We start from the raw sequence: 25396 nt of genomic DNA on the forward strand, positions 1-25396 counted from the left end.
CAAATAAGTTTGGTTCCTGATAACAACAACCAGCTTCGCGACAACAGATACCGCAACAATGAGTGCAGGCCCCAGCCTCGCTTGCCTCTTGGAATGCACATCCGGCCATGCACACAAAGGTCGCATTACCGGTAGCAACATTAATCGCATCACGAACGGACAGCGCACGGCGCGACGCTCGCATGCATTCTGAAGAGATACACCATGTTAAAACCACGCAAGCAATACACCGTTTTCTGCGCCGCCATGGCGACGGCCCTGTTCATGACCGCAGGGTTGGCGCAGGCGCAAACAGCGGCGGCACAGGCCAATGCGGACAGCAAGCGCTGCGAAGCGGGCAATGCGGATGGCGGCGGCAAGGGCGCCGAATTCAACCCCGACAGTTCAAGCAGCGCCTGCAGTCTGGCGAATGGTTTCGTCAACTTTGGCTCGCGCAGCAATGACGGTATCGGCTCGACGCCCGAATTTGGCGCCGGCGAGTCCGACCAGGTATTGCGCGCGCCTGCATTTTCCGGCAATGGCCATCGCCTGGCCAATGCCTTCGGGCAGCCTGCCGATGCAGGATACGGCGCCAATGCAAGCTTGCTGGCCAGCACCGGCCAGCACCATTTCGGCAGCCGCGACTTCGTGTATGCGCAGGAAGAACCGGCCATCGAGGGGCGTGGCTATGAAGCTGGCCGCGGCCTGCGTACCGGCGACGTGTACGAGCCGCTGCTGGTCTCGTCCGGCGGCGGCATCGCGCCACCGGCCGGTGGCGGCGGTGTCGGCGGCGGCGGCGCCAGCGGCGGTTTCGACCGCAACGGCGGCGGCGCGATCAACACGGGCGGCAATGGCGTCGTAGTACCGCCGATTCCTCCCGTGCCGGAACCGGAAACCTATGTAATGTTGCTGGCAGGCTTGGGACTGCTCAGCTGGATCGGCCGCCGCCGCAACGGCAAGGTATAAAAAAATGGCTCATACGAGCCATTTTTTTTGCCTTCAATCATGCCTGCATGCCGTCAGCGGCGGAAGCTGGCGTAGGGTGCGGCCAGGGGATCGCCGATGAACAAGCCCTGAGCAGGCCAGGCGACGCTGCCCCAGTACGCTTCAAGCGCCGTCATGCCGCTCAGGTAGCGGCGCAGCAGCACCGTAGGGTTGGGAAATTTCTGCCAATAATTGCAGGGCTCGCTGACAGTGCCGTAACTGGCGGTCGCGCCCGCTTCCAGCCAACGCTGGCTACTCATCTGCGCCGTGCCCTGCAAATCGCCGCCAAACGACGTCAGGTGGTCGGCCAGAGCGCCCGGCAGGAAACGCAAGGTGTCAAGCTTGTCCACCTTTGCCATGCCCGTCTGGTACACCATGATATCTTGCGCGCCTTCCAGCACATCGGCCTTCATGCTCTTGATCGTCAACTTGCGCTGGCGCACCACCCCGGCAGGCGGGAAAAATGCCGCGCGGCTGTTGCGCGCACCTTCGCTCGTGTTCAGGTAATACGCGCTGGCGGCCGGTACGGCAAAGCCGCTGGCCGTGCCGCGATCGACGACCGCCTTGGCCTCCTCGACAAAATCGATGGGCAGCAACATCGACAGACGCATGCCCAGCTGGCTGAAGGGCTGGCCCGTATTGCTGTTGAAGTAGGTACTGGCCTTGCCAGCGCCGCAGCTCTTCGCGCACTGCCCGGCGTCATATCCCAGGGTAAAGGCCGAGGTGATGGAGTTGCATTCGACCGCATACGGCGCGCTCCATACCATCAGCACCGCCTGGATACCGGGCTTCAGCTGGCCATCGATGCGCTCCTTCAGTTGAGCGAACTGGTCCATGCTCAGCTTGCGCGGCCGGTTCGGAATATGCACATGCACGACATTGGCGGCAGGAATGGCATGCGCCTGGCGGTAATACTCCCCCACCTCGATACTGTTCGGTTCAGCATCATTGATGACGATGGCCAATTGTGACGGTTGCAAGCCGGGCGCAGCGGCCGGTTCGGCGCCATGGGCGCTACTGGCCAGCAATGCCAGCGACAGACAGAATGAAATACGCAATGGGGTACCGGGAAAAAATACACGTGCGATTGATTAAAACGGCCGTTTGCCGGCCGCCCATGGTGCCAACAATTATAGCCTTGAAAATAGCCCCGGAAGCGTTGCAAAAAAAAACGGAGGCTGAGGCCTCCGCTTTTCCATTCACGCCACGGCCATCACGCCTGCTACTTGCGGCGGCGCGCCATGAAACCCACGAGGCCCAGGCCTGCCAGCAACATGGCATAGGTTTCCGGTTCCGGCACGGGATTGACCGACACGTTGCCGCTATAGCTGCCGCCGGCCGCCGAAGCCACGTAGCCATTCACTTCCAGGAAGTAGTCGCCGGCGCCCAGGGGGGCCGTATTGGACGACAGGACCCAGGCCTGGTCGGCCGCCGTAAAGTTCACCAGGTCCAGCGCCCCTTGCAAGACGACGCCGCCGGCATTCTTCAGACTGAAACCCGTCAAGGTCAGGCCCGAGTTCAGGCTGGGCTTCAGGGAAGTGGCCAGGCCGCTGAAATCATTGCTACCGGTCAAGGTGAACAGAAACTTGTCGCTGAAGAAATTGTGCTCGACGCCTGCCAACTGGCCCGGCGCCAGCGAAAACGAGCCAAACAGGTTACTGCCCGAATAGTCGAGCAAGTCCTGCGTCAGGTCGACAGGCGCGTGGCTGATGTCGACGGGGGCCGCTTGCGCGCCCAGGGTGCTGCCGGCCAGCATGATTGCCAGGAACAGGGATTTGAGAATTTTGTTCATACTTTTCACCAAGGAAACAGCGGCCAGCACAGGCTGGCCGCAAGATAAAAATGCGGAAAGAGAGCGATGCGGTGCTCAGGCAGCCTTCTGGCGGCGGCGCGCCAGGAAGCCCAGCAGGCCGAGACCGCCCAACAGCATGCCGTAGCTTGCCGGTTCTGGCACAGCCGACACCAGGCTGCCATTGCCGCTGAAGGTGGCGCCCGCGCCCGAAACGAGGTTGCCGCTGACCTTGACGTAATAGGAACCGGCCGCCAGATTGGCAAAGGACAAGGTCCACTTGTCATCCTTGCCCGTCAATACCTGCGCGCCCTGCAACAGGCTGTGATTGGCGCTGTCGTACAGGCCCAGGCCCGTCAGGTTCAAGCCATTCGCCGCGCTCGTGCTGGTCGACGTCACCACCAGGTTCACATTGCTGAACTGTGCCACGTTGAACGTGAAGTGATCGTTGAAAAAGTTGTCTTTGTTGCCGGATTTAAACTTGTCGCCAAAGGTCAGCGATCCGCCATTCGCCAGCGTCACGGCCGTCGGCACGGAGCTGATGTCGACGACGGCGGCCGTGGCGGCCTGGGAAAACAGGGCGGCACCGGCGAATGCCACCGTGGCCACGGCTGAGCAAATATGTTTCTTCATGCGATTCCACCAAACGTAATTGCAGACAATAAGTTGCCTGCAGGAATTGAATTATTTAACCAGCGAGAATAATATCATAAAGCAATTTATTTGATTATTCTTTTTTTAATGAATAGTTTCTTTATGGTATCAAATTCAGATAGCGTGGCATGAGTAAAAAGCAAAGATTGGGAAGGCACAGAAAAACGTCGGTTTTCCCCTCACCGATGGCTGGGGCATGGTGATGAGTCCGGGTGCCGTCATCGGCAGCAATGTCACACTGTTCATGCCGTCGCGCTGGGCCGCCGCGACCGTATTGCCAAGGATGGCCAGCGCGGCGCCGTCGTCATGGAAGACATCCCGCCGTATTCCATCGTGGTGGGCAACCCTGGCAAGGTCGTCAAGAGCGGCTGCACGCCGGACGTGATGCACCGCGTACCCTGAATCTCAGGCGCGCTGGTAGGCGTCGGCGTAGCGCACGATATCGTCCTCGCCCAGATAGCTGCCCGTCTGCACCTCGATCAGGTGCAGCGGCAGTTTGCCGGGATTTTCCAGGCGATGCGTCATGCCGATGGGAATGTAGGTGGATTCGTTTTCCGTCAGTAATTTGACAGTCTCGCCGCAGGTGACACGGGCCGTGCCGTGCACGACCACCCAATGCTCGGCGCGGTGATGGTGCATCTGCAGCGACAGCTGCCCGCCGGGATTGACGACGATACGCTTGACCTGGAAGCGCTCGCCCATATCGATGCCTTCGTAGCTTCCCCAGGGCCGGTACACGAGGCGGTGCTGGACGTGTTCCGTGCGCGCATGCCGCTCCAGGTGCTCGACCACTTGCCGCACGCGCTGCACCTGGTCGCGATGCGCCACCAGCACGGCGTCATCGGTCTCGACGATCACCAGGTCATCCACCCCAAGCACGGCCAGCATGCGGCTGCCAGCCCGCACCAGGCAATTGTGCACGCCATCGAGATAGGCATCGCCGCGCACGACATTGCCATGCTCGTCGCCGGGCAAGGCTTGCCACAGGGCCGACCAGGAACCGATATCGCTCCAGCCGATGGCGGCTGGCACGACGACGGCGCGCTGCGTGTGCTCCATCACGGCATGGTCGATCGAGACGCTGCGGCAGCGGGCAAAGGCGGCCGGATCGAGGCGGAAAAAGTCGAGGTCGCGGCAGCCGTGCACGACGGCCAGCTCGCAGTCCGCCAGCATGGCAGGCTCCAGCAGCCGCAGCTCGCCGAGACAGGCGGCGGCGCGCAACAGGAACATGCCGCTGTTCCACAGATAACGCTCATCGGCGAGAAATGCGCGGGCCGTGGACAAGTCCGGTTTTTCCACGAAGCGCTCGACCTGGCGTCCTTGCGCCGAGCCAGGCAAAGGGGTGCCGGCAAGGATATAGCCATACCCCGTTTCGGCGGCGGTCGGCAAGATGCCGAAGGTGGCCAGCCCACCGGCGGCAGCCAGCGGCGCGGCTTGCGCGATCGCCCGGTGAAACGCGGCCACGTCGCCGACCAGGTGATCGGCCGGCAAGACCAGCATCAGGGCATCGGCATCGTGCGCCAGCAGATATTGCGCGGCGGCCGCCACGGCCGGTGCCGTATTGCGTCCCAGCGGCTCCAGCAGGATGGCCAGCGGCGCGACGCCAACCTGGCGCAACTGTTCAGCCACCATGAAACGGTGCTCATTGCCGCACACGAGCAGCGGCGGCATGACCGCCAGCCCGACATCGCCCAGGTCGCGCACGCGCAGCACGGTTTCCTGCAGCAGCGTCTGGCTCGATACCAGCGGCAACAGTTGCTTGGGCAGCGCCTGACGCGACAGCGGCCATAAACGGCTACCGGAGCCTCCCGACAAGATCACTGGATAGATGTTCATGTCGGGGCTCCTGGTTATTTGACTGCGCGCAATTGCGTGGACGTCTCGGCACGCCGCCGGTTACGCCGGTCGCGCGCATTGGCCCAGGCGTCGGGGTCATACTGCGACGCGTGCCGCATCTCGCCAGCCCGGTCGACGCTGTAATCCTTGAAGACGATCATTTCATCGAGCACCACGCCCGGCAGCACGCGCGTGTACTCGAACAGCACGCTGCGCACCACTTCGGCACCCGCGCACACGTGGCTGCCGTGGCCGATCCAGGTCGGTCCAATGATCGTCGCGCCCGCCTCGACGCGGCTGCCCGAACCGATGTAGACGGGGCCTTCGATGCGCGTGCCACCGCTCCAGTCGATGCTGGTATTCAAGCCGACCCACAGGCCGTCGTCGATCTGGATGCCTGGCACGTCCAGCTGGGCCACTTCACCCATCAGCACGCTTTGCAGCACTTCCCAGTAATCCTTGACGCTGCCGATATCGATCCAGTTGTAATTGCGTTTTTGCGCATAGAAAGGCAGCCCCTTCTCGACCAGCAGGGGGAACAGTTCCGAGCCGATGTCGAACGGCCGGTCGCTGGGAATCAGTTCCAGCACTTCCGGCTCGAAAATATAGATGCCCGTACTGACGCAATTGGACAACGCATCGGCCTGCGCCGGTTTTTCCTGGAAGGCGCGGATACGGCCATCGGCGTCGCTGACCACCACGCCATAGCTCGAGACCTTGTCCCACGGCACTTCGAGCGTGATGACGGACGCCAGCGCGCCCTTGCGGCGGTGTTCGAACAGGGCCGACTTGATGTCGAGGTCGATCAAGGCGTCGCCGCACAGCACGATGGTGGTTTCATCGAAAAAGTTACCGAACTCCTGGATCTTCTTCATGCCGCCGGCCGATCCCAGCGGCTCGGGCACGACTTCGCCCGCGTCATTCGTGTAACCTTCGAAGGAATAGCCGATCTGCACGCCGAACTGGTGCCCCTCGCCGAAATACTCCTCGATTTTTTCATGCAGATAACTGACATTAACCATGATTTCGGTAACGCCGTAACGGGACAGGTGCTCGACCAGGTAAGCCATCACCGGCTTGCCCAGGATCGGTATCATCGGTTTCGGTAAATCATAGGTCAGGGGGCGCACGCGAGTGCCCTTGCCTGCAGCCAGTATCATTGCTTTCATCGTCGATCGCTTTCCATCGTTGTTTGGGGTGGATGCGGCATCCGGCCGGCGTATCGCCAGCCATCGGCCATCTTGCAAGCGCATGGGCGGCGCTATCCGTGTCCGCCCTGTGCGCCCGTCCAATCCTCTTTCAGCCTATCCCTTGCCTGCCGCTGCCTATGCCAGTTCGTGGTCCAGTTGCGCCACGATGCGCTGCGCGGCCCGGCCATCCCACAGATGCGGACGGCGGCCCTGCTTGCCTTCGCCGCGCAGCACCTTGCGCGCCTCGGCCACGATGCGCAGCGGATCCGTGCCAGCCAGGACATTGCTGCCCTCGTCGACGGTGACCGGACGCTCCGTGTTTTCACGGATGGTGATGCAGGGCACGCCCAGCGCCGTGGTTTCTTCCTGCAAGCCGCCGCTGTCGGTCAGCACCAGCGCCGCATCCTTCCACAGGTCGAGGAAGGCCATGTAGCCTTGCGGCCCCACCAGCGTGATGTTCGGCCCAAGGTCGATGCCAAACTTGTCGAGGTTGGCGCGCGTGCGTGGATGCACGGGAAAGATCAGGGGCAGGTCCGCGGCGATCTCGACCAGCGCGCCCGCCACCTTGCGCATGTCTTCTGCGCTGTCGACATTGCTCGGACGATGCAGGGTCACCACGCCATAGCGGGCTCCCGCGCCGCTGTGCGCCGCCTTGAAGCCCGACGTTTCAAATTGCTGCGGCGACTCCCGGCCAAGTTTCTCGGCCTGGTAAAGCACGTTGTCGACCATGACGTGGCCCACGTAGTGCACGGCGGATTCCGACTTGCCTTCACGCCGCAAATGCTCGACGGCGCTCGGTTCGGTGACGAAGAACCAGTCCGAGATACTGTCCGTCACGAGACGGTTGATCTCTTCCGGCATGCCCATGTCGCCGCTGCGCAGGCCAGCCTCCACGTGTGCCACGGGAATGCCGAGTTTTTTCGCCGCAATCGAGCAGGCCAGCGTGGAATTGACGTCGCCTACCACCAGCACGGCGGCGGGCCGCTCGGCCTGGCACAGTTGCTCGAAGGCCAGCATGATCTTGCCCGTCTGTTCCGCGTGCGTGCCGCCGCCTGCCGCCATGAAGACGTCCGGCTCGGGGATGCCCAGCTCTTCAAAAAACACGTCGTTCATCTCGCGGTCGTAGTGCTGGCCCGTATGGATGATCTTGAACGCCAAGCGCGCATGGCCTTGCAACGCGCGCACGATGGGCGCGATCTTCATGAAATTGGGCCGTGCGCCGGCCACCAGGTAAATCGTCTTCATGATGCCAGCTCCTGTTCCGCTGGCCAGTAGCGGTCCACCAGTTCGCGCGTATTGCGGATATTGCCGCGGCTGGAGGCGCCAAAGACGATCGATTCGATGTTCGGCTGCTGGCACACCCATTCGATCGCTTCTTCAGGAGCGATCGCGCCCGAGGCGAAGACGGACATGGCGATCGCGCGGAACTTGCGGTCGCGCAAGGCGCTCTGGTAGGCGTCGAAGCCGCCGGACATGCGGAACCCCACCTTGTTGATGTTCGAGCAGACGATGGGATTGTCGATGCCCTGCTCTTCGAGCACGTCGAGCAGCATCGGCAGGTTCATCGTGATGAAGCCGGGCTCGGCGTTGTAGCGCTTGCGGACGTGGTTGGCGAAGATCGAGAAGGCTTCCTTGAAGCCCAGTCCCAGCAGCAGGTCGACCACCACGTTCTGCAGGAAGATCACGGGCGTATTCAGGCCGGCAAACATCTTCATTTCCGCATCCACCAGCAGGGTAATGATGCCTTCGATATCCTTGGTCGCCAATGCCTTGCCGCCACGCAGGGCCGCATTCAGGAAGCCTTCATCGGGCGTAAAACGCCTGAGCGCGCCCATGATGCCGTCTTCCGTGACGGCATTCGCATATTTGTGGGCATACGGCATGCAAGGCATGAATTTGAAGTCCTTGTAGCGCACCGGGTCGGCGCGCATGTGATCGCACACCTGTGCGATACGGTCATGGGTCGTGCACATGAAGGATTTCACCCCTTCATCGTAGGCATTATCGAGCACCTTGATAACGGCCTTGATATCCTGGAAGCGCATCGCCTGGGCCCGCGCTTTTTCCTCCGACATATGATTCACACCGAAGAACTGATTATCACCAAATAACAAACGATCGAGTTGATCCATTTCCTGCTCCATTCATATTTCGTATCGAAATCCTGCTGCGCGACATGTCAGCGGCCAAAAAAGAAACCTTTTTTCTTCTTCGGCTGTTCTGGCAAGGCATCGCCGGACAGCACGCCAGGACCTTTTTCCGCGTCGGCGATCAGCATCGAGATCACGCGGTCGGTCGCCAGCGCCGAGGCGAACGAGTTGACATTGTCGTCCGCGCGCTTGTCGACGATGCAACGGACGAAGTAATCGAGTTGCGCCGAGTATTCTTCGCCGCGCAGGTAAAAGTCGACCGGTTCCGTCAATTCCGTGGTGTTGCGCACGGTCCAGCCTTCGCCATAGCCTTCCGGTGCGCCGCTGGCGTCGCGCAGGTAGACCTGGACTTCCTGGCGGTCGGCGGTGATGCGGCCATTCTTGCCCCACACGCTGATCTTCGTCGACATCTTGCGGTAGGACTCATCGCTCCAGTTGACGGACAGCTGGGCGCTCTTGCCATCGGGGTAGTACAGGGTGGAAAACACTTCATCGTCCGTGTCGGCCGAGAAAATCTTGTTGAGCACGGAGCCGCCCACGCCGCGCGGCGCGCCGAAATACCAGTTCAGCAGGTTCAATGGATGGGCCGCGTAGTCATACAGGCAACCACCGCCCTCCGAGCGCTGGGTACGCCAGGTGGAACCTTTCGGCTTCAGCACCACCGGGCCATAGGCCTCGGCCAGCATATGCGTCACTTCGCCGATCACGTCCAGGTCCAGCAGGCGCTTGACCTCCTGGAAGGCGCCGACGAAGCGGTAGTGGTAGCCGACCTGGTTGACCAAGCCTTTTTCCGCCGCAAGGCGGGTCGCCTGCTCGCCTTCCTCGGTGTCGAGGCAGAACGGCTTTTCGCAAAACACGTGGATATTCTTGTTCAGCGCGGCCAGCACCATCTTGCCGTGCATGCTCGATGGCGTCGCGATGATCACGGCATCAAGTTCCAGTTCATTGAGCATGAGGTCGAAGTCCGTATAGGTCTTGACGCCCGTATATTTGCCCAGGATGTCGAGCATGTAGCCGGTGGCGTCGCAGACGGCCGCCAGCGTGACACCGGGATGTGCATTGATCATCGAGTGATGGGACAAGCCCATCTTGCCCAAGCCTACTACTGCGAGGCGTATCATATTGTCCTGTCCTTTAGCGCTGCCGGGACGCTGACGGCGCGTGCCGCCATCGTCCCGGATGTTGTTAATCAAAATTTAGCCGTTGACGAGCTGCCGCTTGACCAGGTCATATGCGGCGCGGCCCTTTTCCAGCAAGCTGCGATTCGGTGGTTTCTGCGTGGCGCTGTCCAGGTAGGCCAGTGCCTGTGCGGCTGTCAGGGCAGGCCAGTGCTCGAAGGCACCCACTTCCAGCAGGTGGCGGTCGACGTCGAGCAAGGCATCCTGGTAAACGGAAATGGTGGGGATGCCCAGCACGGCCATCTCGCGCGTCATGGTGCCGCCGGCGCCGATGAACAGGTCGCAATCGGGCGCGATATCGGCGATGTCGAGGGCAGTGGTGACCACGCGCACGCCGGCAAACTTGGGATCCTGGTAATGCACGCCCTGCTCTTTTCCTCGCGGCAATAACACGATATCGACCCTGTCTTTCATGCCCAATAGCAGCTCATCAAGGAAGTTGCGGCTGCCCTTGTAATACTGGGCCGTCCATGGTTCCGGACGGATATACACCACGGGCCGCGCGCGCCCTGTCCGCTGCTGTACGGCTTTGGTGCCGAGGCGCTGGTCCAGCTCCCACAGGTAAATCCCTTCCTTGACGCCAGGATAATGCAGGACCTTGCGCGGATTGGCCCACTGCTTCTTGAGTTTTTCCATGCCGAGAAACTCCGGCACCATGATGCGATTGGCAAACAAGAACGCGGGAATATTGCCTGCCGCATGCTCGTTATCGTTCATGTAGATGGAGCGTATGCCCATCAGGCGTGCCGCCACCGGCGAATGGAAAGAGCTCTGCGAGATCGCCACGTCGATTTTCTTGCCACTTAAAAAGCGGCACAGCTGATAGACGCGCACGGGGAAACCAAACAGCTTGGCCGACAGCTGGCCGCCGTAATGCTTGCCCACCACCGTGTACTTGAAGCCATGCAAGTCGAGCAGCTCGACCGTATTGGCCAGCGGCCGGCACGTGATCACGACCTCGTGTTCGCGTTCCAGTTCGCGGATCATGGCCGCAAACATATTGATGTGCGGCGAGTTGGTCAGTTCAAACCAGATACGCATGAATTACCTTTGCAACAATAAAAAAATGCCGCGCTGCTGCGCGGCGCCGCCCCTTACAGGCGCCAGACCTTGATGCCCACCTCTTCCAGCGCCTGCTGGTCGAAACACGCCTTGACGTCGATGAAGCAGCCGCTCTTGATCAGCTTGCGCTGCAGCTCTTCCACCGGCAGGTCGAGCAACTGCTGATGCGATACGGCCGCCACGATCGCGTCGGCACGCGGCAACTCTTCCCAGCTGAACAGGCGCACGCCATACTCGTGCATCGCCTCTTCCTGTTCCGCATATGGATCGTGCACGAATACTTCCACGCCATAGGTCTTCAGTTCGCGGATCACGTCGCCCACCTTCGAGTTGCGCAGGTCGGCACAGTTTTCCTTGAATGTCAGCCCCAGCACGTTGACGCGGGCGCCCTTGATGTAGCTGCCAGAGGCGATCATGTTCTTGATGGTCTGCTCGGCGATGTACTTGCCCATGCCATCGTTGATGCGGCGCCCGGCCAGGATCACCTGCGGGTGATAGCCGAGCATTTCCGCCTTGTGCGTCAGGTAATACGGGTCGACTCCGATGCAATGGCCACCCACGAGCCCCGGCGAGAACTTCAGGAAATTCCACTTGGTGCCGGCCGCCTTCAGCACTTCCGACGTATCGATGCCGATCTTGTCGAAAATGATCGCCAGCTCGTTCATCAGCGCGATATTCAGGTCGCGCTGGGTGTTTTCGATCACCTTGCACGCTTCCGCCGCCTTGATGCTGGAGCAGCGGTGCACGCCCGGCTCGACGATGGTTTCGTACATGGAGGCAACGCGCTCGAGCGTCTGCGGCGTGTCGCCCGACACGACCTTGATGACATTCGTCAACATATGCTTGCGGTCGCCCGGATTGATACGCTCCGGGGAATAGCCGACAAAAAAGTCCTGCTTCCACTTCAGGCCGGAGACCTCTTCCAGCACGGGGATGCACACCTCTTCGGTTGCGCCCGGATACACGGTCGATTCATAAACGACGATGGCGCCCTTTTTCAGGTACTGGCCCACCGTGCGGCTGGCGCCGATCAAGGGCGAGAAATCTGGATTGTGCGCCTGGTCGACGGGGGTCGGCACGGCCACGATGATAATATCGGCCTCGGCCAGTACCTGCGGCTCGGACGAGTACTCGGCTTGTACGGCCGCGGCCATTTGCTGGTCGCTCAGTTCGCGCGAAGGATCTGTGCCGCGCTGGCAGGACTGAACCTTCTCTACGGAAATATCAAAGCCGATGGTACGCCCCAGCTTGCCAAACTCCACGACCAAGGGCAGGCCTACGTAGCCCAGGCCAATCACTGCGATTGTTGTCATAATAAAACCTTCGAAAAAATTCAATATTTGCCAGGCAGAAACCTGTCGACATGTTATGCCCGCCACTCCGTCTAGGTGGCGCGTTCCAGCTCTCCGTAAAGCTGAGAAAGTTGCGTCATCACAACATCTGTACTGTAGCGTCCGACTATGGTGGCACGTGCCTTGTCCCCTATGCTGCGACGCAGCGCAACATCGCGGAACAGCTGCCGGAAAGCATTGACCAATTGATCCACATCGCCAACAGCCACCAACACGCCATTTTCATGATCCTGCACCGCTTCCGGAATGCCCCCCACAGGAGTGACCACCACGGCTTTTCCTGAGGCCATTGCTTCGAGCATGGACATCGGCAGGCCTTCGTTATAGGAAGGGAGCGTAAACACGGCGGCTCGCCGAAGCTGGCTATCGCGCTCCTGCTGACCTATCCAGCCAAGCAAGGTGACATGCGCGCTCACCTGCAATTCGGCCGCAACACGCTCGACTTCTTGCAGATCGCCATCGCCACCGATCACAAGCATAATTTCCGGAAACTCGTCCTTCAACCGGGCCACCGCTGCCAACAAGTCAAAAATACCCTTGCCCTTGCCGGCGCGTCCGAGAAACAAAATACGCCCGGGTTCTTCCAATGCAGGGTTCATGTCCGCAGGAAGTGCAACGGAATTGGCGATAACCCGCACTTTGGCCGACGGCACGAGCGTGTGCAAGAAATCAGCCCAGCTATCCGACAGCGTGATGACGGCCGAGCTGCGCGCGATCGTATGACGTATCCACCAGCGCGCCAGCGGTCCCGACTCCTCCATCACGAATTGCCGGAACTCTCCGCCATGCAGATGGAATACGGTCTTGCGGCCACCCATTCTGGCGATCGCCAGCAGCAGCGATTTCCGAAAAAAACTGGCGCGGCATGCAGAATGGACATGCACGACCACGCGACGGCGCGTCAAGCAGACCCAGCTCAAAGCGGCGATGGCCTCCAGCGCCGTCAGTATCTTGCGCACACCTGTGCCATTTGCATGCGTAACGATGTAGCGAACCTGATTGCGCTCAAAAAAGCCCTGTTGCCTTAACACCGAGGCGACAGTCGCAATTCCGCCCTGCCCCTCGGGATCGGTTCCTAACATCAACACTTTGCACTCTTTCACTCTGCCCCCTATGGTTCAGCAATTATCCTTGTCGGGTCAGCGCGACAGAGAAACTCAATATACTTGCAAAGCTCAAGGCATTGAAAACACAGCCGCCAGACAAGTCAGTTCCGCACCAACCATTGTCGTTTTTCTATTGTTGCATACTGCTGCAACATTGCGGCAGTACATTTTGCAGCACAGCAGAATCGTTATACTTGTAGTCATAAAGAGTGACTATTCTACAACATAAAATGTAATTTTTGAATGGCGCGCCCCCAATCGCGCGCCCCCGCCCGGCTCCCGCCAAAAGATCAACTGAAAGCGGTATCATGTGCCATAATTATTGTATTGTAATTAATTATTTCATCTGCGCGCGCAGCCTGGCCTGCCTGCTGCGGGACCTGACCTATCCAGGAAGGGCAGCAGCGTGGTTTCACAAAACCAGATTGTTGCAACGCGATAGAAAGCAAAGAACATGTTTTCAGCACTACGTTACAAAATCATCGATCTGGCCCGCGGTACCGATTCGATTAGCTTGCTCAAGGCCTTAAGACAGTGGCAATTCGAAAGTCACGACCAATTGCAGGCGCGCGAAAAGGTCCAGCTTGAGAACTACTTCGACGCGATGCGCAGCGCCCTGCCCCTGTTCCGCGACGTCGAACATTTCAACGACCTGCCCGTACTGGACAAGCGCTTCATCAATACCCATCGGGAACAACTGCTCAACCCGCAATACAAGGGCAAGGTCATACGTAAGAAAACCGGCGGCTCCACCGGGGAACCGCTCGTCTACTACAGCAGCACCGAATCACAATCCTATCTATGGGCGGGCATATTCCTGGCATGGGAAGCGGCCGGCTTTCGACTGGGCGACAAAGTAGCATTCCTGGCAGGATCTTCGCTATTCGGCAATGGTTACAAGCAGCGCATTTACTATCGTTTACTCAATGTCAGCGTACTGTCGGCCTTTGACATGTCGCCCCAGCGCATGGACGACTACAATGCCGCCTTAAGCAATGACAACTTTCGCCTGCTGTACGGCTACGCTTCGGCCATTCACCGGCTGGCGCGCCACCGGCTGGCTTCGGGAACACGTACGCGCCACGCGCTGCGCGGGATCGTCTGCACCGCCGAAGTGCTGACACCATCAATGCGTGCCGATATCGAAGCCGCGTTCGGCGTCCCCTGCTATAGCCAGTATGGTTGCAATGAAGCAGGCATTTCCGCGTTTGAATGCGAACACCGCGATGGCATGCACCTGATTTCAACGCGCAGCCACGCCGAAGTCATGCCGGATGGCCGCCTGGTCGCCACCGACATGGCCAACCAGGCCATGTTTCTGCCCCGTTGCGACACGGGGGACCTGGTGCGCATGACCGGCCGCGTGTGCACCTGCGGGCGCAGCCTGCCGCTCATTGACGAAGTCGCCGGGAGGCAAAACGACATGGTGCTCGACCCGTCTGGCGGCGCCGTGCACTCGGAATTCTTCACGCACCTGTTCCGCGAAGATGCTCAAATTCATTCATTCCAAGTGGTATTCGATGCACAGCGCCTGGAAATCAATCTGCACGGTAACTGCAGCGAAGGCAACCTGACGCTAAGCGAGCACTATCGCGACCGCATCAAGGCATCATTGGCATTCGCGCAGCTGGACTTTGTCTACAATGCGCCATTTTTGCTGCAGGCAAACGGCAAGCATCGCTTCGTATTGCGCCGCCCACCCGTCTGATTCTTGCTCAGCGCGCCACCATGCTCCTGTACTGGAGCGCAACGGCAGAGGCAATCACGCGGTAGCTGCGCTGCGCTTCAATATATGCAGGACCACTGGCTGCACGCGCGCGCGCAGCCGGCACATCACGCAGAATGTGCAACAAGCCATCGGCCATGGCCTCGGTTGAGCTTTCCACCAGCCAACCGGCATCGCTGCCTTCCAGCACACGCACCTGATCCGGACTGTCATTGGCCACCACCGGCATGCCGAGTGCCAGATACTCCAGTAACTTGGTCGGAGAGGAAACATCATAAACCTGGCTGCGAGGGATGTACGACACGGCGGCATCGGCTCCCATCAGCAACTTCCACGCCTGCTCAGACGGTAGCCAACCGGTTATCCGCACGGCTTCACCCAGACCCAGTTGCTCCGCATGGGCCTGCAATTGCGCCACGTCCTGCTGCCGCGCCGCGCCGCCGATCAATAGCAAGCGGGCGTCCGGCACGGTGGCTCGCACAATAGCCAGCGCATCAATCATGCGCACAATCTGACGGCTGGGATCGAGCGTGCCCAGATAGGCAACCAAAGGCCCCTCCGCCCAGTCAGGCAACTGCTCGCCACGTACGGTCTCTGCCGCCAGCACTTCAGTATTGACCCCCATCGGCACGGCGCTCAGGCGCTCCCTGGGCACGCCTTTGGCTGCCATCATTTCCAGCATGGCTTCGCTTTGCACAAAAACGTGTTGTGCATACGGCAGAATAAAGCGATACAAGATGCTTTCTTCCAGCAGGCCTTTGAACAACACCAGCCGATTACGCAAGCCACCATGCTCGGCGACCAGCGCGCGCGCGCGCGCGATGCGTCCCTCGCACATCAAAAAGGACATCCAGTAAGCGAAGGGAATGCCCTTGCAGCGCGCAATCACCAGGCCCAGCAAGCCAATCGACACCATATCGCGCACCTGAATCACGGCACAGTGGCGGCGGCTGGCCCGTAAGAGCGCTGCCGTGCAGGTAGCAAGAAAGGAAAGTTCTCGACGCAAACGCCCGCCGCCTTGGGCACTAACTTCCACCCGTTCAAATTGTGCCGGCACAGCCGACACGGCAAGCTCGGAAGGTTTTCCCACCAATGCACAGCGGACACCATGGCGCGGCAAATAATCCCCAAACAGAACGGCAACATCGGCACGGAACGTTGGCAATGCCTCGGGAACAATTTGTAAAATATGCATATCCGCCCCCTTTTTGCACGTACTGTCCACTGGTGAACCCATCATAAATATTACCCAATATATGATATAATTATTGCAATTATATCATGCTGAATTTATGCCACAAGCGGCGTAGTTACGTTTGTGCGCAAGGCATGAGTGCGACGCTTTTCACGATGTCCCCTTCCAAAATGAAAACACCCTATAAGCTTCGCAACTTATAGGGTGGAGAGCAGGCATCTCATCGACCGCCTGCTATGGCAAACAGACGGTTTCAAGCAGCAAACGGACTGGTACTCAGTTGGCGACCGTCACCACCTGCGTACCGACCGTCACCTGCCTGCTCGTTGCATTCGGCGTTACTGTGACCGGAAGGTTCTTGCAGCCGACATCCAGCAAGACCAGAAACTCCGCGTTTGCTGCGCTGGAGGTGCGCACAAACGCCCCATGCTCTTCATAGCTGCCAGGTTTTGGCGGCGGCCCCGTCCGGCGCTCGAAGCGCAAGCCCGTATTAGGAAGCGGCTTGAGGCAGACAGAGCGCCCTTGGTTAACCACAGACACATTGCCGCTGGCATCGACCAGTATCGGCGCGGCGGAATGGAAGTTCCACTCAAAGATACGGGCCGTCGGCGAGCTTAGCTTGTCACGCACCAACACGGCATCGCTGCTACGCAAGTACCACAACTGGCGTACCGCAGAGCTCAGGGCACCACCATACGCTGCAGTGGCATTGCCGGCAACATAATCAAGTGCTGGGGTTGTCGAGAACGAAGTGATGGCACCATTGCGCACCAGCGTCTCACGATAGCCACTAACCATCTGGCCTACACCACTGTCGAACGTGATCGAATTGGCCGATTTCGTCTGACGATACCAGGAGGTGGTCATCGGCGAGCCATACCAGTCATACCAGCCCGTTTCAATCAACAGCGGCACGCCGGCGCTGGTGAGCACGAAGCTATTCTGATTGCCGTGACTATGCGAGAACGAGCCATACGGTGTGGACTTAAAATAAACGGAGGTGCGTCCCAGGTCCGCCAGATTGCTGTGCATGGCACTCCAGCCGATGCTGGGGAAAAGCGCCGCGTTGGCAGGCGGCCGCGGCGCTTCCGTCACGGTCGACACGGGCAGCGGATATGGTGCCTGCAGTAAGCTCAGCATATCTTCATTACTGCTAATGCTATTGACATACCATGCCGCCTCCGGCGTCGCAAAGCGCGACACATAGGCTTTCAGAACACGATACACCGGCTCGGTTTCCTTGCCGTCACCGAACAAGTGGGTCTTGGTGCCAGGCGGAACAAACTCCATGAAGAAGCGCGCCAGTCCCAGCGACCATGGTTTCTCAAACAGATTGATGCCGGTCGCATGCAACAGCGGTTGCCAGACCTGCAAGGAATAATCCACCGCGTATTCCGCATACGCCGTACCGTCCGAATAGCCCCCCTCAGGACCACTCCAGACCATCAGGGAACTGGCGAAATAGCGCACCGAAAAGTCGAACCAAGTGGTCGCCTCCGGAATATCGCCCAGCGCCAAGGCCGATATGCCTGCCAAGAAACCGATATTGGTAGCGGTCGACGCATCGAAAGGCAACTGCTCGATACCGCCGGCCGTCCCAAGTAACTCTTGGTAAATCACATCAGTACGTACCTTGACAGTTTGCAGCCACGCCGTACGCCGCGCCCCATTCAGTGCAGAAGCCAGGGTATCGATGGCCTTGCTCATGGTCAAGGCAATAGCACGGCTACCTTGCACCTGGTTGGCATAGCTGGTCGGTCCATTCGGATTGAGCGCCGCGAGGGCATCACCGCGACGCAAGGCTTCCGTCAGAAATCGCTGCTCCCCCGTCAAACGATATAGCAATGCCGATGCTTCCAGTTGCCGGGCATTGAGACTGATCAGACCGCGGATGGACGTCATTTGCGCCGCATATGCCGCCGTCATCACATTGCTCGCAACGAGCGGCCAGTCCGCATCGGCAGGCAGGGCAACTGCCGTCGTTTGTCGCAGGACTTCATTTGTCATCCCCAGCAGGGCATTGCCCCGTTCGGCTTTCATGGCTGGCGTCCATGCGCTCGCGATAGGCAAGGCAGATGACAGGCCGCGCGGGCGCGGCCGCTTCAGTACATTTGCCCGCAACACAGCATTTTCAGGCAAGACAAAGGGTTTCGACGAAGCATTGATTTCGAACGGCCGCTCATCGGACCAGAGTGTGCCGTTGGTCGGCCGCACACGCCAGGTATACACACCCGAGGGCAGGGTTTCGTTGGGCAAATACCAATTACGCGTACTCGTGTACGTCCGCACTACTGTCGTGCCAGAGCGTATCTCAAGTGTGTAGGAACTGGGATTGGTGGAATATCGCGCCCAACTGAATGTCGGTGGATTTTGCACCTGTATCTGCCGGTTTCCAGGCATCGGCCGGACAACCAACGCATCCGTTGATTGCGCCCAGTCCGCACTGGCATAGGGGCATAGAGGGAACAGCAACCAGGCGGCAACATACAGGGTTCTTTTAGCGGCGTTCATGCTGCAATCTCCATGAGGATATCAAACTTTTTCCCGAGCGATATCAACAATTACCCACCATGGCATTCCATAAATGGCGCTGGCATGACATACCTGAAGTAACAGCTCCCGGTCTTCTTGATGCACCTTTTACCACATCGGCTAAAGACATTTTTACCACCTCGGCTAAGGACGATTATACCGAAATTACCTACCAACAATCCATAATATTAATTGCGCTTGCCTAACTCACGCCATAACTCCCACCGTTTAAGCATGGAAGCGTTGCCCAGGGAACACATAAGCACAGTCACGGCCCAGCGCGCAGAAATGGCACAGCGCGCGGCGCGGTAAAGCTCGGCTAACGCAACACGCCGCCGCCCTTCCTGCAAGGCAAAACGGGCCACGCTCACCCTCGCATCGGAAACTATACGCAATGCGGGACGACGCGAAGGATCGGCTGCGGGCAGCAAAGTCGCGCGCTGTTCCAGACGCAAAAAAAACGGTGGCAGCGATTGTAAATTATGCACAGCGGTCAAACTGCCGGCAACCTCCACCCGATATGCCACCAGCCGCGCGGGACAGTAGACCAAGCGTAACTTTTCCGCCAGCCTGAACCAGAGGTCCTGATCCTCGCCAAAGTTTTCTCCCACTGGAAAGCAAGGCTGCATGTCCTGCAACACACGCCGCGGCACGGCCACCGATCCGGTGAAAAAAAATGGGCCGTGACGATGGCGATGCGCAAAGAAATTATCAATGACAATAATATCGGAAGGCACATCCCACTCGGCCTCGTCTGCGCCGCTGACGCGCCCATAAGCGCTCGCATAGAAGGCGCCATCAGGATGCCGGCGCGCCATCGCGCACACGGTTTCGAGATAGGCAGGGCCATACCAGTCATCTGCGTCCAGAAAACAGATCAACTCGCCGCGCGCGGCGGCCACGCCCGCATTGCGCGCACGCGATACGCCGCCATTGGCCTGACGTATCAACCGCACGCGCGGATCGCGCATGGCCTCCACCACCGCCGCGCCGCCGTCGCGCGAGCCGTCGTCCACCACGATGACTTCCAGCTCCTGGTGTGTCTGCGCCAGCACGGAAGCAACCGCCGCCTGCACATACTTCTCCTTGTTATACAAGGGAACGATAACCGAACAGAGCATCAGGACCAGCTCTCATCGATTGCATGTCGGCGGGCTATTACTCGATCGCGCTGGAGTTTGGATGCCGGCTCATAGTATCGGGCCAGCACCGCCAGTAGCAGCATATGAATCGGCAAATCCGGCCCAAGGCTGGCCATCGATAGTGGCACTTCGCTGATCGAACGGCAAATCAGCAGGATGAAGATGGCCAGTGACAAACCCTGGCTTGCCTTGACAGTCCTGCCAACGAAAACAGCAATCACCAGGGTGTAGAACACGAGGCCGCCAGCACCTACGCCGCCAGCACTGGACAAGCTCTGGAAAAACTGGCTGTGTGCATGCGTGGCGAACGGCATGCCGATACTGTTACGGAAGGCTTCGTCAAAGATGTTAAGGCCATAGCCGAAGACCGGATACTTGTGCCACTCTTCAATGGCCACCTGCCAGATCTGGTCGCGCCCCATGAAGGTCATCAGATCCGCACCGTCGCTGGTCGTAAAGAAGCGTGCGATCTTGTCGCCGGCCCCCCCGAACATAAACACAATACACAATCCCGCGCCGCCAAACATCACCAGCAGCACCAGCAGCACCGGCAAATGGGGGCGTTGGAAATCCTGGATACGGGCATTAATTTCATCGCGACGGCTATACCAGGCCAACACGACAGCAGACAGCATAAAAGCGATCCAGCTGGTCTTCGACTGTGTCAAAAAGAGGCTGAGTCCACCCATGGCCCAACCAATACGCATCAGCCAGACATTCTTGAATGGCTGGTACCACAGGCATAGCATAAACAGCACGCTCAATACCCCCATGCTATTGGCATGAATGGTCAGGCCAGCATAGCGCAGCTTCAGGCCGGGAATCAGGCCATGGTAATTCGTGCTCATCACCAGGCTATGCTTCCACAGCAGACAAACGGCACTGGCACCAAGCAGGAGATACAAGGCATTTCGCAAGGCGATCGTCATCGCATCCACATCGGCTTTGGTGTTGGCCAGCAGCGCCGCCTGGCAAGCCAGCAGCGCGTACAGGAACTCGTGCGATACGTAAGGATATTGGCCAAACAGGCCCGGACTGAGCGTATTCGTAACGAAGAATGCCCAGAAAGCAAACAACAGCATGCCAGGCAACGGTTTGCAATGTTTGTCAGTCAGCATGCGTCGCAGGATGCGCTCGCCGCAGGCAAAGATCAGGAAGATCGAATTCAGGCGCCCAACCCAAGTCACGATGGGACTCTTGACGGAAATCGCCGCCACCACATCTTCGGGGAACGCCAAGTCGCGCGTCGACAAGAGGATGGACAAGGCATAGTTCAGCAGAATCAGGTAAGGAATATACTGCATCACCCCCAATTCACGGTTCCTTCCCCAGTGCGCGCTCAATGCGGCACCCGCCACGACAGCGATTGCTGCAATCAGAACTACCAGGCCGACGATAAATTCAATCATATCAATCTCATCATACTGAACATTTACTGCGAAGATAAACACCGACCCGTGCCGGCACCGGCGGACTGAAGCGTCCAAGCAGGTCGACGATGCGCCGTCCAAGCAATTGTGGATGACTCAGTCCGGCCAGCAAACACAGGCCGCCGCCGCCAAATGAGCCGAGCAACAAGGCCGGCAGAGGCCCATGCCCGGCGGCATGTCCCAGCAGGGAGCCGCCATGGGCACCGGCCGCCGCGAGCGACATCAACACAACGGAGCGCCAGGCACTGGGCCACAAGTCCGCCGGTCCCAGTTGCAGACGGCGGCATGCCGCCGTGCCGATCACCAGCGCGCGTGCCAGCAAGGTACCAGCGGCGATGACGGCGACCACCAGCACGCCCAAGCCAGCGAACTGCCAGAGCGCCAGGCAAGCCAGCACGATCAGTGGCATCTGCAACAATGACTCCAGATGCTTGCCGCCCGTATTCCACAAGATCGGCGTGGACATGCCCCAAGTGACGTAGGCAGGCATGCCCAAAGCCAAGATGGCCAGGACCCGACTCGACTCGTGCCAGGCGTCGCCATACAAAGTGGCGATCAGATCGCCGGCCAGGCAGGCAAGCACAACGAACACGGGGCCGATGACGATCCAGGTGGCGGCGATCACGGACAGATAGGCCTGCCGCAGGCCGGGTAGATCATCCTGCAGACGGGCGCCGGCGGCCAGGAAGGCGGGCTGCAGCGCACTGAGAAACAGCGAATTGGGCGTATTGGCCAGGTTATAGCCAACCGCATACACACCCACCGCATGCGCATTGAGCATGCGCCCGAGAAAAACACGGTCCAGGTTATTCAAGAACCAGTTGCTCAGGTTAGTAATGAATACAGTGCTGCCCGTATTCGTCGAGCGGCGTGCCCCCGCGTACCACAGTAATGGACGCAGCGTATGAGGATTGCGGCAATATGTCAGGATCAGCAAGCTCAGTGCCTGTACCAGCCAGGCGCTGACCAAGGTCCAGACACCGGCGCCCATCAGTGCCAGCGGCACACCCACGCACAGATAGCCCAGCGCATAGCTGAGAATCTGTGCAATGTTAAGCCAGCGAAAATTAAGCTGGCGGCGCAACAGGTTACTGCTCGGCGCCGTCATCGCGCTGAGCAAACACGTCAGGCTCAGCCAGCAGACGATCGACTCCAGGCGCGGTTCCTTGAAATAGGCGGCGATCCACGGCGCCAGCAGATACAGGCCCAGCATGGCAGCCCCGCCGGACAGGCACTGCCACGTGAAGGCAAAGCGAATATCGTCGTCATGCAGTTCCTGATTTTGCACGAGCCCCCAGGCAAAACCGAAGTCAGCCAGGAAAGTGCTCAGGGTCATGACCAGCAATCCCATGGCAAACAGGCCATAGATTTCCGGCCCAAGCAGGCGGGCCAGCACGATCTGCACCCCCATTTGCAGCACGAAGCGGGTCACCGTACCTAGCGCGGCCCACTTGACGGCACTTACCGCCCGCGTTTTGATGTCAGCGCTGGCGGGCATGGCAGGACGTTAGGGAGGGAAAAGCGCTCAAGCGCGGCGGAGAAGTGTTGATGGCGATTCCTATCGATAAAATTTCAGGGTGCGTACGCCGGCAGGCGACGCACCGGCGCTTGGCTCAACCGGGGAAACTGCCGATGATGCGCGCGCGGTCCTGCGGCTTCATACTCAACAGCATGGCGCGCACAAAGCCTTCCTGTACCGCGTAGGCGGCCCCCGTGTCGCTATCGATACTCGATACGCGTACCAGCATGGCATCGGGAATCGCCCCGCTCAAGCCATAGCGCAGCTCTTGCATGCGTTGGTCCATGCCGGGAGTGAGCGCCTTGTCGCCCACGGTAATCCAATAGGTGATCGGCTCCTGGCGCGGGCCATTGATGGCATACAAGTGCTTCACCGGTATCGCGCCGTAAGCGGTGCTGATCTCGCCACGGCCCGACTTCTGCACCTCGAAACCTTGTGCGCCATAGCAGACTTCCGGCAGATGGACAGCCATATTGCTGCTCTGGTCGCCACCATAGGCAATCGACAGCATCACGCGGTTTCCCTGCGGATCGACATACGTGCGAGATAGTATCTGGTTGTATATCTTGTCCAGGCGCGCCTGGGTTTCCGGATCGACTTGCAGCGGAATGATGGTCGTGTCGATGGTCCAGCCGCCAAATTCCACAGGAATGATCTCGGCGAGTTGGAACAAGCTTTTGCTATCGGCAATCTTGACATTCGGCGTCAGATGCTTGGCCAGACCGGCAGATGCCACCATCAGGATGCCTGCCAGCACACTGACCTGGACGGAACGACTAATCGCTTTCATGCTTGACTCCGTAAAACTTTGTGCTCGCGCATTTTTACTATCCATTGCAGCAAGGTATCGGCGGACAAAATCAGGATCAGCGCCGTAATGAACAGCACCATGCCGGCAAAACCGTGCAGGAAGCCCTGCCCTGCGGCATCGCCGAAATAATAGGTAATCAGGGTCAGCACGATGACGCGCACGACGTTGGCCGAGAACGAGATCGGGATAATCAGGATGGCCAGGGCGATATTGCGCAAGGCCGACGTGTGGCGCACGACATTCAGGTAAAACAGGCCCAGCGCCTCCAGCGACAGCAAGGTCTGCAGACCGGCGCAAGCATCCGCCACCATCAGCTGGTACTGGCCGATCTGCAGGATCACGCCCGTGCGGGCGATCGGATAACCGGCAAAAAACAGCAGATGCTCGACCACGTACGACACGGCCATCTTCATCGGCATCGTCAGCATGATGACGATCTGGGCCGGCAGCGGCACCATGAACAGCATGAAGAAGAACGGGAACCACAATACTTTCAGGGCACGCAAGCCCCGTTTCAGCAACAATACGGCCGCCAGCATCCAGATGAAGGAGCCGATTTCAAAGGCGATGATATGTTGCGAACGGCCCAGCACGTACAGCACCAGGGCGACGGCCAGCACCACCCAGCCCAGCGCGGTAGGTTCGCTGCCACGGGTTTTTTCCAGCATGCCCGGCCAGTTGCGCCAGATCAGCCACAGCGACAGGAACAGGATGATGGGGCCGTGCGCCTGCTCTTCCGTCGCCCAGATGCCGCCAAACAGGCCGGCAAAAGATGGAATGTACATGGCCAGCAAGCCGATGGCCAATGGCAGCCATTCTGGCAAGTATTCCTTGCATTGTTGCAAGTTCAGGCCAGACCACCGCTTGGCTTGCGTATTCATTTAGAAATCCACCATCACGGAACCGACCACCTTGGCGCCGCTTTGCACGATCTGCTCGGCCATGGCGTTGATGTCGCTCAACAGGGATTGATTCTTGCGCGCCACGATCAGCACGCCACCAGCGCGCGCCGCAATGGCCATCGCATCGGAACCGAGCGCATACGCGGCCACGTCATAGATGACGATGTCGAACAGCGACTCGAGTTCCGTGTTCAGGCTGGCAAACGAGCTACGGCTCAGCAACTCCTGCGGATTCGGCGGCAAGGTACCGGATCCCAGCACGGACAAGTCGACGAACGATTCGACCTTGGTGATGGCATCGAGCTGGGCGCGTCCGGCGAGCACGTCGGACAGACCCTGGCGCGTCTGGACAGCGAAAATTTCATGCTGGCGCGGATTGCGCAAGTTGGCGTCGACCAGCAGGGTGCGTTCACCCAGCTGCGAAAACACAACAGCCAGGTTGGCCGCAAACAGGCTGGCGCCGTCGCCGGACGCGCCGCCCAGCACCACCAGCGCCTTGTGTCCGCGGGCAAACCAGCGCAGCATGACCTGGCTGCGGATAGCGCGCAGCGTTTCCACTTGCGGGCTGAACGGTTCGTAAGCTGCCACCAGCAGCTCCGAATACTTGCCCTCGCCTTTTTGCAGGTAGGGATAATCGAACTGGCGTGCCAGCACTTGCTGGATGTCGGCTTCCGTGATCAGGCCCAGGCGCAGGGCCGCTTCGCCGAAGCGGATGCCGAGTTCCTTTTGCATGCGCAGCACGCGCTCGGCGTTCTCGGGCGTGATCTTGCCCGACTCGAGCAGCAGACCGCCAATACTGGAGTCGCCGGTACGTGGCACGGTGTTCATCGAAATGGGGAGCGCGGCTTGGTTCATCGTC

At 59.5% G+C, this 25396-nt stretch carries 21 protein-coding genes; 2 read left to right on the forward strand and 19 right to left on the reverse strand.

All coding sequences use genetic code 11. From position 1 onward, the window contains the following. Window positions 1-204: 204 nt before the first annotated feature. On the forward strand, window positions 205-945 hold the full coding sequence (locus MRBLMS1_RS22255; protein WP_485881981.1) for a PEP-CTERM sorting domain-containing protein: 741 nt from the start codon (window positions 205-207) through the stop codon (window positions 943-945). Window positions 946-998: 53 nt separating this feature from the next. On the opposite strand, the gene MRBLMS1_RS22260 is transcribed toward MRBLMS1_RS22255, so the two are convergent. The 11 genes from MRBLMS1_RS22260 to MRBLMS1_RS22310 form a co-directional block, all read right to left on the reverse strand. After that, window positions 999-2021, reverse strand: coding sequence for a TIGR03790 family protein (locus MRBLMS1_RS22260; RefSeq protein ID WP_485881983.1), 1023 nt, complete (start codon window positions 2019-2021; stop codon window positions 999-1001). Between the two features lie 164 nt (window positions 2022-2185). Then, on the reverse strand, window positions 2186-2755 hold the full coding sequence (locus MRBLMS1_RS22265; RefSeq protein WP_485881984.1) for an FxDxF family PEP-CTERM protein: 570 nt from the start codon (window positions 2753-2755) through the stop codon (window positions 2186-2188). 75 nt (window positions 2756-2830) lie between these two features. Next, complete coding sequence (locus MRBLMS1_RS22270; RefSeq protein WP_485881986.1) at window positions 2831-3385, reverse strand: FxDxF family PEP-CTERM protein; 555 nt, start codon at window positions 3383-3385, stop codon at window positions 2831-2833. Window positions 3386-3811: 426 nt separating this feature from the next. Next, window positions 3812-5242, reverse strand: coding sequence for a mannose-1-phosphate guanylyltransferase/mannose-6-phosphate isomerase (locus MRBLMS1_RS22275; RefSeq protein ID WP_485881988.1), 1431 nt, complete (start codon window positions 5240-5242; stop codon window positions 3812-3814). Between the two features lie 14 nt (window positions 5243-5256). After that, entirely contained in the window at window positions 5257-6411 is a 1155-nt protein-coding gene (locus MRBLMS1_RS22280) for a nucleotidyltransferase family protein (protein WP_139090459.1), read from the reverse strand. 156 nt (window positions 6412-6567) lie between these two features. Next, window positions 6568-7677 (reverse strand): non-hydrolyzing UDP-N-acetylglucosamine 2-epimerase, encoded by a 1110-nt coding sequence (gene wecB / locus MRBLMS1_RS22285; RefSeq protein WP_139090458.1) that lies wholly within the window; start codon window positions 7675-7677, stop codon window positions 6568-6570. Beyond that, on the reverse strand, window positions 7674-8564 hold the full coding sequence (locus MRBLMS1_RS22290) for a hypothetical protein (protein WP_223278846.1): 891 nt from the start codon (window positions 8562-8564) through the stop codon (window positions 7674-7676). The genes wecB and MRBLMS1_RS22290 overlap by 4 nt, the downstream gene beginning before the upstream one ends. A 47-nt stretch (window positions 8565-8611) precedes the next feature. Continuing rightward, window positions 8612-9703, reverse strand: a complete 1092-nt coding sequence (locus MRBLMS1_RS22295; protein WP_139090456.1) for a Gfo/Idh/MocA family protein — start codon at window positions 9701-9703, stop codon at window positions 8612-8614. A 75-nt stretch (window positions 9704-9778) separates the two neighbouring features. Next, window positions 9779-10801 (reverse strand): DUF354 domain-containing protein, encoded by a 1023-nt coding sequence (locus tag MRBLMS1_RS22300; protein WP_485881992.1) that lies wholly within the window; start codon window positions 10799-10801, stop codon window positions 9779-9781. A 53-nt stretch (window positions 10802-10854) separates the two neighbouring features. Then, complete coding sequence (locus MRBLMS1_RS22305; RefSeq protein WP_139090454.1) at window positions 10855-12135, reverse strand: nucleotide sugar dehydrogenase; 1281 nt, start codon at window positions 12133-12135, stop codon at window positions 10855-10857. A gap of 71 nt (window positions 12136-12206) precedes the next feature. Beyond that, window positions 12207-13256, reverse strand: coding sequence for a glycosyltransferase family 4 protein (locus tag MRBLMS1_RS22310; RefSeq protein WP_139090453.1), 1050 nt, complete (start codon window positions 13254-13256; stop codon window positions 12207-12209). Between the two features lie 478 nt (window positions 13257-13734). On the opposite strand from MRBLMS1_RS22310, the gene MRBLMS1_RS22315 reads away from it, so the two are divergent. Further along, window positions 13735-14988 (forward strand): phenylacetate--CoA ligase family protein, encoded by a 1254-nt coding sequence (locus MRBLMS1_RS22315; RefSeq protein WP_485881995.1) that lies wholly within the window; start codon window positions 13735-13737, stop codon window positions 14986-14988. Between the two features lie 7 nt (window positions 14989-14995). Here MRBLMS1_RS22315 and MRBLMS1_RS22320 read toward each other — a convergent pair whose 3' ends face one another. The 8 genes from MRBLMS1_RS22320 to epsG all read right to left on the reverse strand — a co-directional run bounded on the left by MRBLMS1_RS22320 (window position 14996) and on the right by epsG (window position 25392). Further along, complete coding sequence (locus tag MRBLMS1_RS22320) at window positions 14996-16201, reverse strand: glycosyltransferase (RefSeq protein WP_189396570.1); 1206 nt, start codon at window positions 16199-16201, stop codon at window positions 14996-14998. A gap of 276 nt (window positions 16202-16477) precedes the next feature. Next, entirely contained in the window at window positions 16478-18712 is a 2235-nt protein-coding gene (locus MRBLMS1_RS22325; RefSeq protein WP_485881997.1) for a heparinase II/III domain-containing protein, read from the reverse strand. Between the two features lie 209 nt (window positions 18713-18921). Beyond that, window positions 18922-19854: a glycosyltransferase family 2 protein gene (locus MRBLMS1_RS22330; protein ID WP_485881999.1), complete on the reverse strand. Its 933-nt coding sequence runs from the start codon at window positions 19852-19854 to the stop codon at window positions 18922-18924. Further along, the gene (locus MRBLMS1_RS22335) at window positions 19854-21284 is read right to left on the reverse strand and encodes an O-antigen ligase family protein (RefSeq protein WP_485882001.1); all 1431 of its coding nucleotides are present in this window, start codon (window positions 21282-21284) and stop codon (window positions 19854-19856) included. The genes MRBLMS1_RS22330 and MRBLMS1_RS22335 overlap by 1 nt, the downstream gene beginning before the upstream one ends. 10 nt (window positions 21285-21294) lie before the next feature. Then, a complete protein-coding gene (locus MRBLMS1_RS22340; RefSeq protein WP_485882003.1) occupies window positions 21295-22803 on the reverse strand; it encodes a lipopolysaccharide biosynthesis protein in 1509 nt (502 codons plus the stop codon). Between the two features lie 115 nt (window positions 22804-22918). Then, complete coding sequence (gene epsI, locus MRBLMS1_RS22345) at window positions 22919-23614, reverse strand: exosortase-associated protein EpsI, B-type (RefSeq protein WP_485882005.1); 696 nt, start codon at window positions 23612-23614, stop codon at window positions 22919-22921. After that, entirely contained in the window at window positions 23611-24516 is a 906-nt protein-coding gene (gene xrtB, locus MRBLMS1_RS22350) for an exosortase B (protein WP_485882007.1), read from the reverse strand. The genes epsI and xrtB overlap by 4 nt, the downstream gene beginning before the upstream one ends. Beyond that, the gene (gene epsG / locus MRBLMS1_RS22355) at window positions 24517-25392 is read right to left on the reverse strand and encodes a chain length determinant protein tyrosine kinase EpsG (RefSeq protein WP_086138834.1); all 876 of its coding nucleotides are present in this window, start codon (window positions 25390-25392) and stop codon (window positions 24517-24519) included. It abuts the gene before it with no gap. Window positions 25393-25396: the final 4 nt, after the last annotated feature.

This window comes from Massilia sp. LMS1-1-1.1 (genome assembly GCF_040815535.1).
Lineage (GTDB): Bacteria > Pseudomonadota > Gammaproteobacteria > Burkholderiales > Burkholderiaceae_D > Janthinobacterium > Janthinobacterium aestuarii.

Excerpts from the sequence above, each read along its gene's own strand:
- MRBLMS1_RS22255 (WP_485881981.1), top strand. The coding sequence starts at position 205 with ATGTTAAAACCACGCAAGCAATACACCGTTTTCTGCGCCGCCATGGCG.
- MRBLMS1_RS22265 (WP_485881984.1), bottom strand. The coding sequence starts at position 2,755 with ATGAACAAAATTCTCAAATCCCTGTTCCTGGCAATCATGCTGGCCGGC.
- MRBLMS1_RS22270 (WP_485881986.1), bottom strand. The coding sequence starts at position 3,385 with ATGAAGAAACATATTTGCTCAGCCGTGGCCACGGTGGCATTCGCCGGT.
- MRBLMS1_RS22275 (WP_485881988.1), bottom strand. The coding sequence starts at position 5,242 with ATGAACATCTATCCAGTGATCTTGTCGGGAGGCTCCGGTAGCCGTTTA.
- MRBLMS1_RS22280 (WP_139090459.1), bottom strand. The coding sequence starts at position 6,411 with ATGAAAGCAATGATACTGGCTGCAGGCAAGGGCACTCGCGTGCGCCCC.
- wecB (WP_139090458.1), bottom strand. The coding sequence starts at position 7,677 with ATGAAGACGATTTACCTGGTGGCCGGCGCACGGCCCAATTTCATGAAG.
- MRBLMS1_RS22290 (WP_223278846.1), bottom strand. The coding sequence starts at position 8,564 with ATGGATCAACTCGATCGTTTGTTATTTGGTGATAATCAGTTCTTCGGT.
- MRBLMS1_RS22295 (WP_139090456.1), bottom strand. The coding sequence starts at position 9,703 with ATGATACGCCTCGCAGTAGTAGGCTTGGGCAAGATGGGCTTGTCCCAT.
- MRBLMS1_RS22300 (WP_485881992.1), bottom strand. The coding sequence starts at position 10,801 with ATGCGTATCTGGTTTGAACTGACCAACTCGCCGCACATCAATATGTTT.
- MRBLMS1_RS22305 (WP_139090454.1), bottom strand. The coding sequence starts at position 12,135 with ATGACAACAATCGCAGTGATTGGCCTGGGCTACGTAGGCCTGCCCTTG.
- MRBLMS1_RS22310 (WP_139090453.1), bottom strand. The coding sequence starts at position 13,256 with ATGTTAGGAACCGATCCCGAGGGGCAGGGCGGAATTGCGACTGTCGCC.
- MRBLMS1_RS22315 (WP_485881995.1), top strand. The coding sequence starts at position 13,735 with ATGTTTTCAGCACTACGTTACAAAATCATCGATCTGGCCCGCGGTACC.
- MRBLMS1_RS22320 (WP_189396570.1), bottom strand. The coding sequence starts at position 16,201 with ATGCATATTTTACAAATTGTTCCCGAGGCATTGCCAACGTTCCGTGCC.
- MRBLMS1_RS22325 (WP_485881997.1), bottom strand. The coding sequence starts at position 18,712 with ATGAACGCCGCTAAAAGAACCCTGTATGTTGCCGCCTGGTTGCTGTTC.
- MRBLMS1_RS22330 (WP_485881999.1), bottom strand. The coding sequence starts at position 19,854 with ATGCTCTGTTCGGTTATCGTTCCCTTGTATAACAAGGAGAAGTATGTG.
- MRBLMS1_RS22335 (WP_485882001.1), bottom strand. The coding sequence starts at position 21,284 with ATGATTGAATTTATCGTCGGCCTGGTAGTTCTGATTGCAGCAATCGCT.
- MRBLMS1_RS22340 (WP_485882003.1), bottom strand. The coding sequence starts at position 22,803 with ATGCCCGCCAGCGCTGACATCAAAACGCGGGCGGTAAGTGCCGTCAAG.
- epsI (WP_485882005.1), bottom strand. The coding sequence starts at position 23,614 with ATGAAAGCGATTAGTCGTTCCGTCCAGGTCAGTGTGCTGGCAGGCATC.
- xrtB (WP_485882007.1), bottom strand. The coding sequence starts at position 24,516 with ATGAATACGCAAGCCAAGCGGTGGTCTGGCCTGAACTTGCAACAATGC.
- epsG (WP_086138834.1), bottom strand. The coding sequence starts at position 25,392 with ATGAACCAAGCCGCGCTCCCCATTTCGATGAACACCGTGCCACGTACC.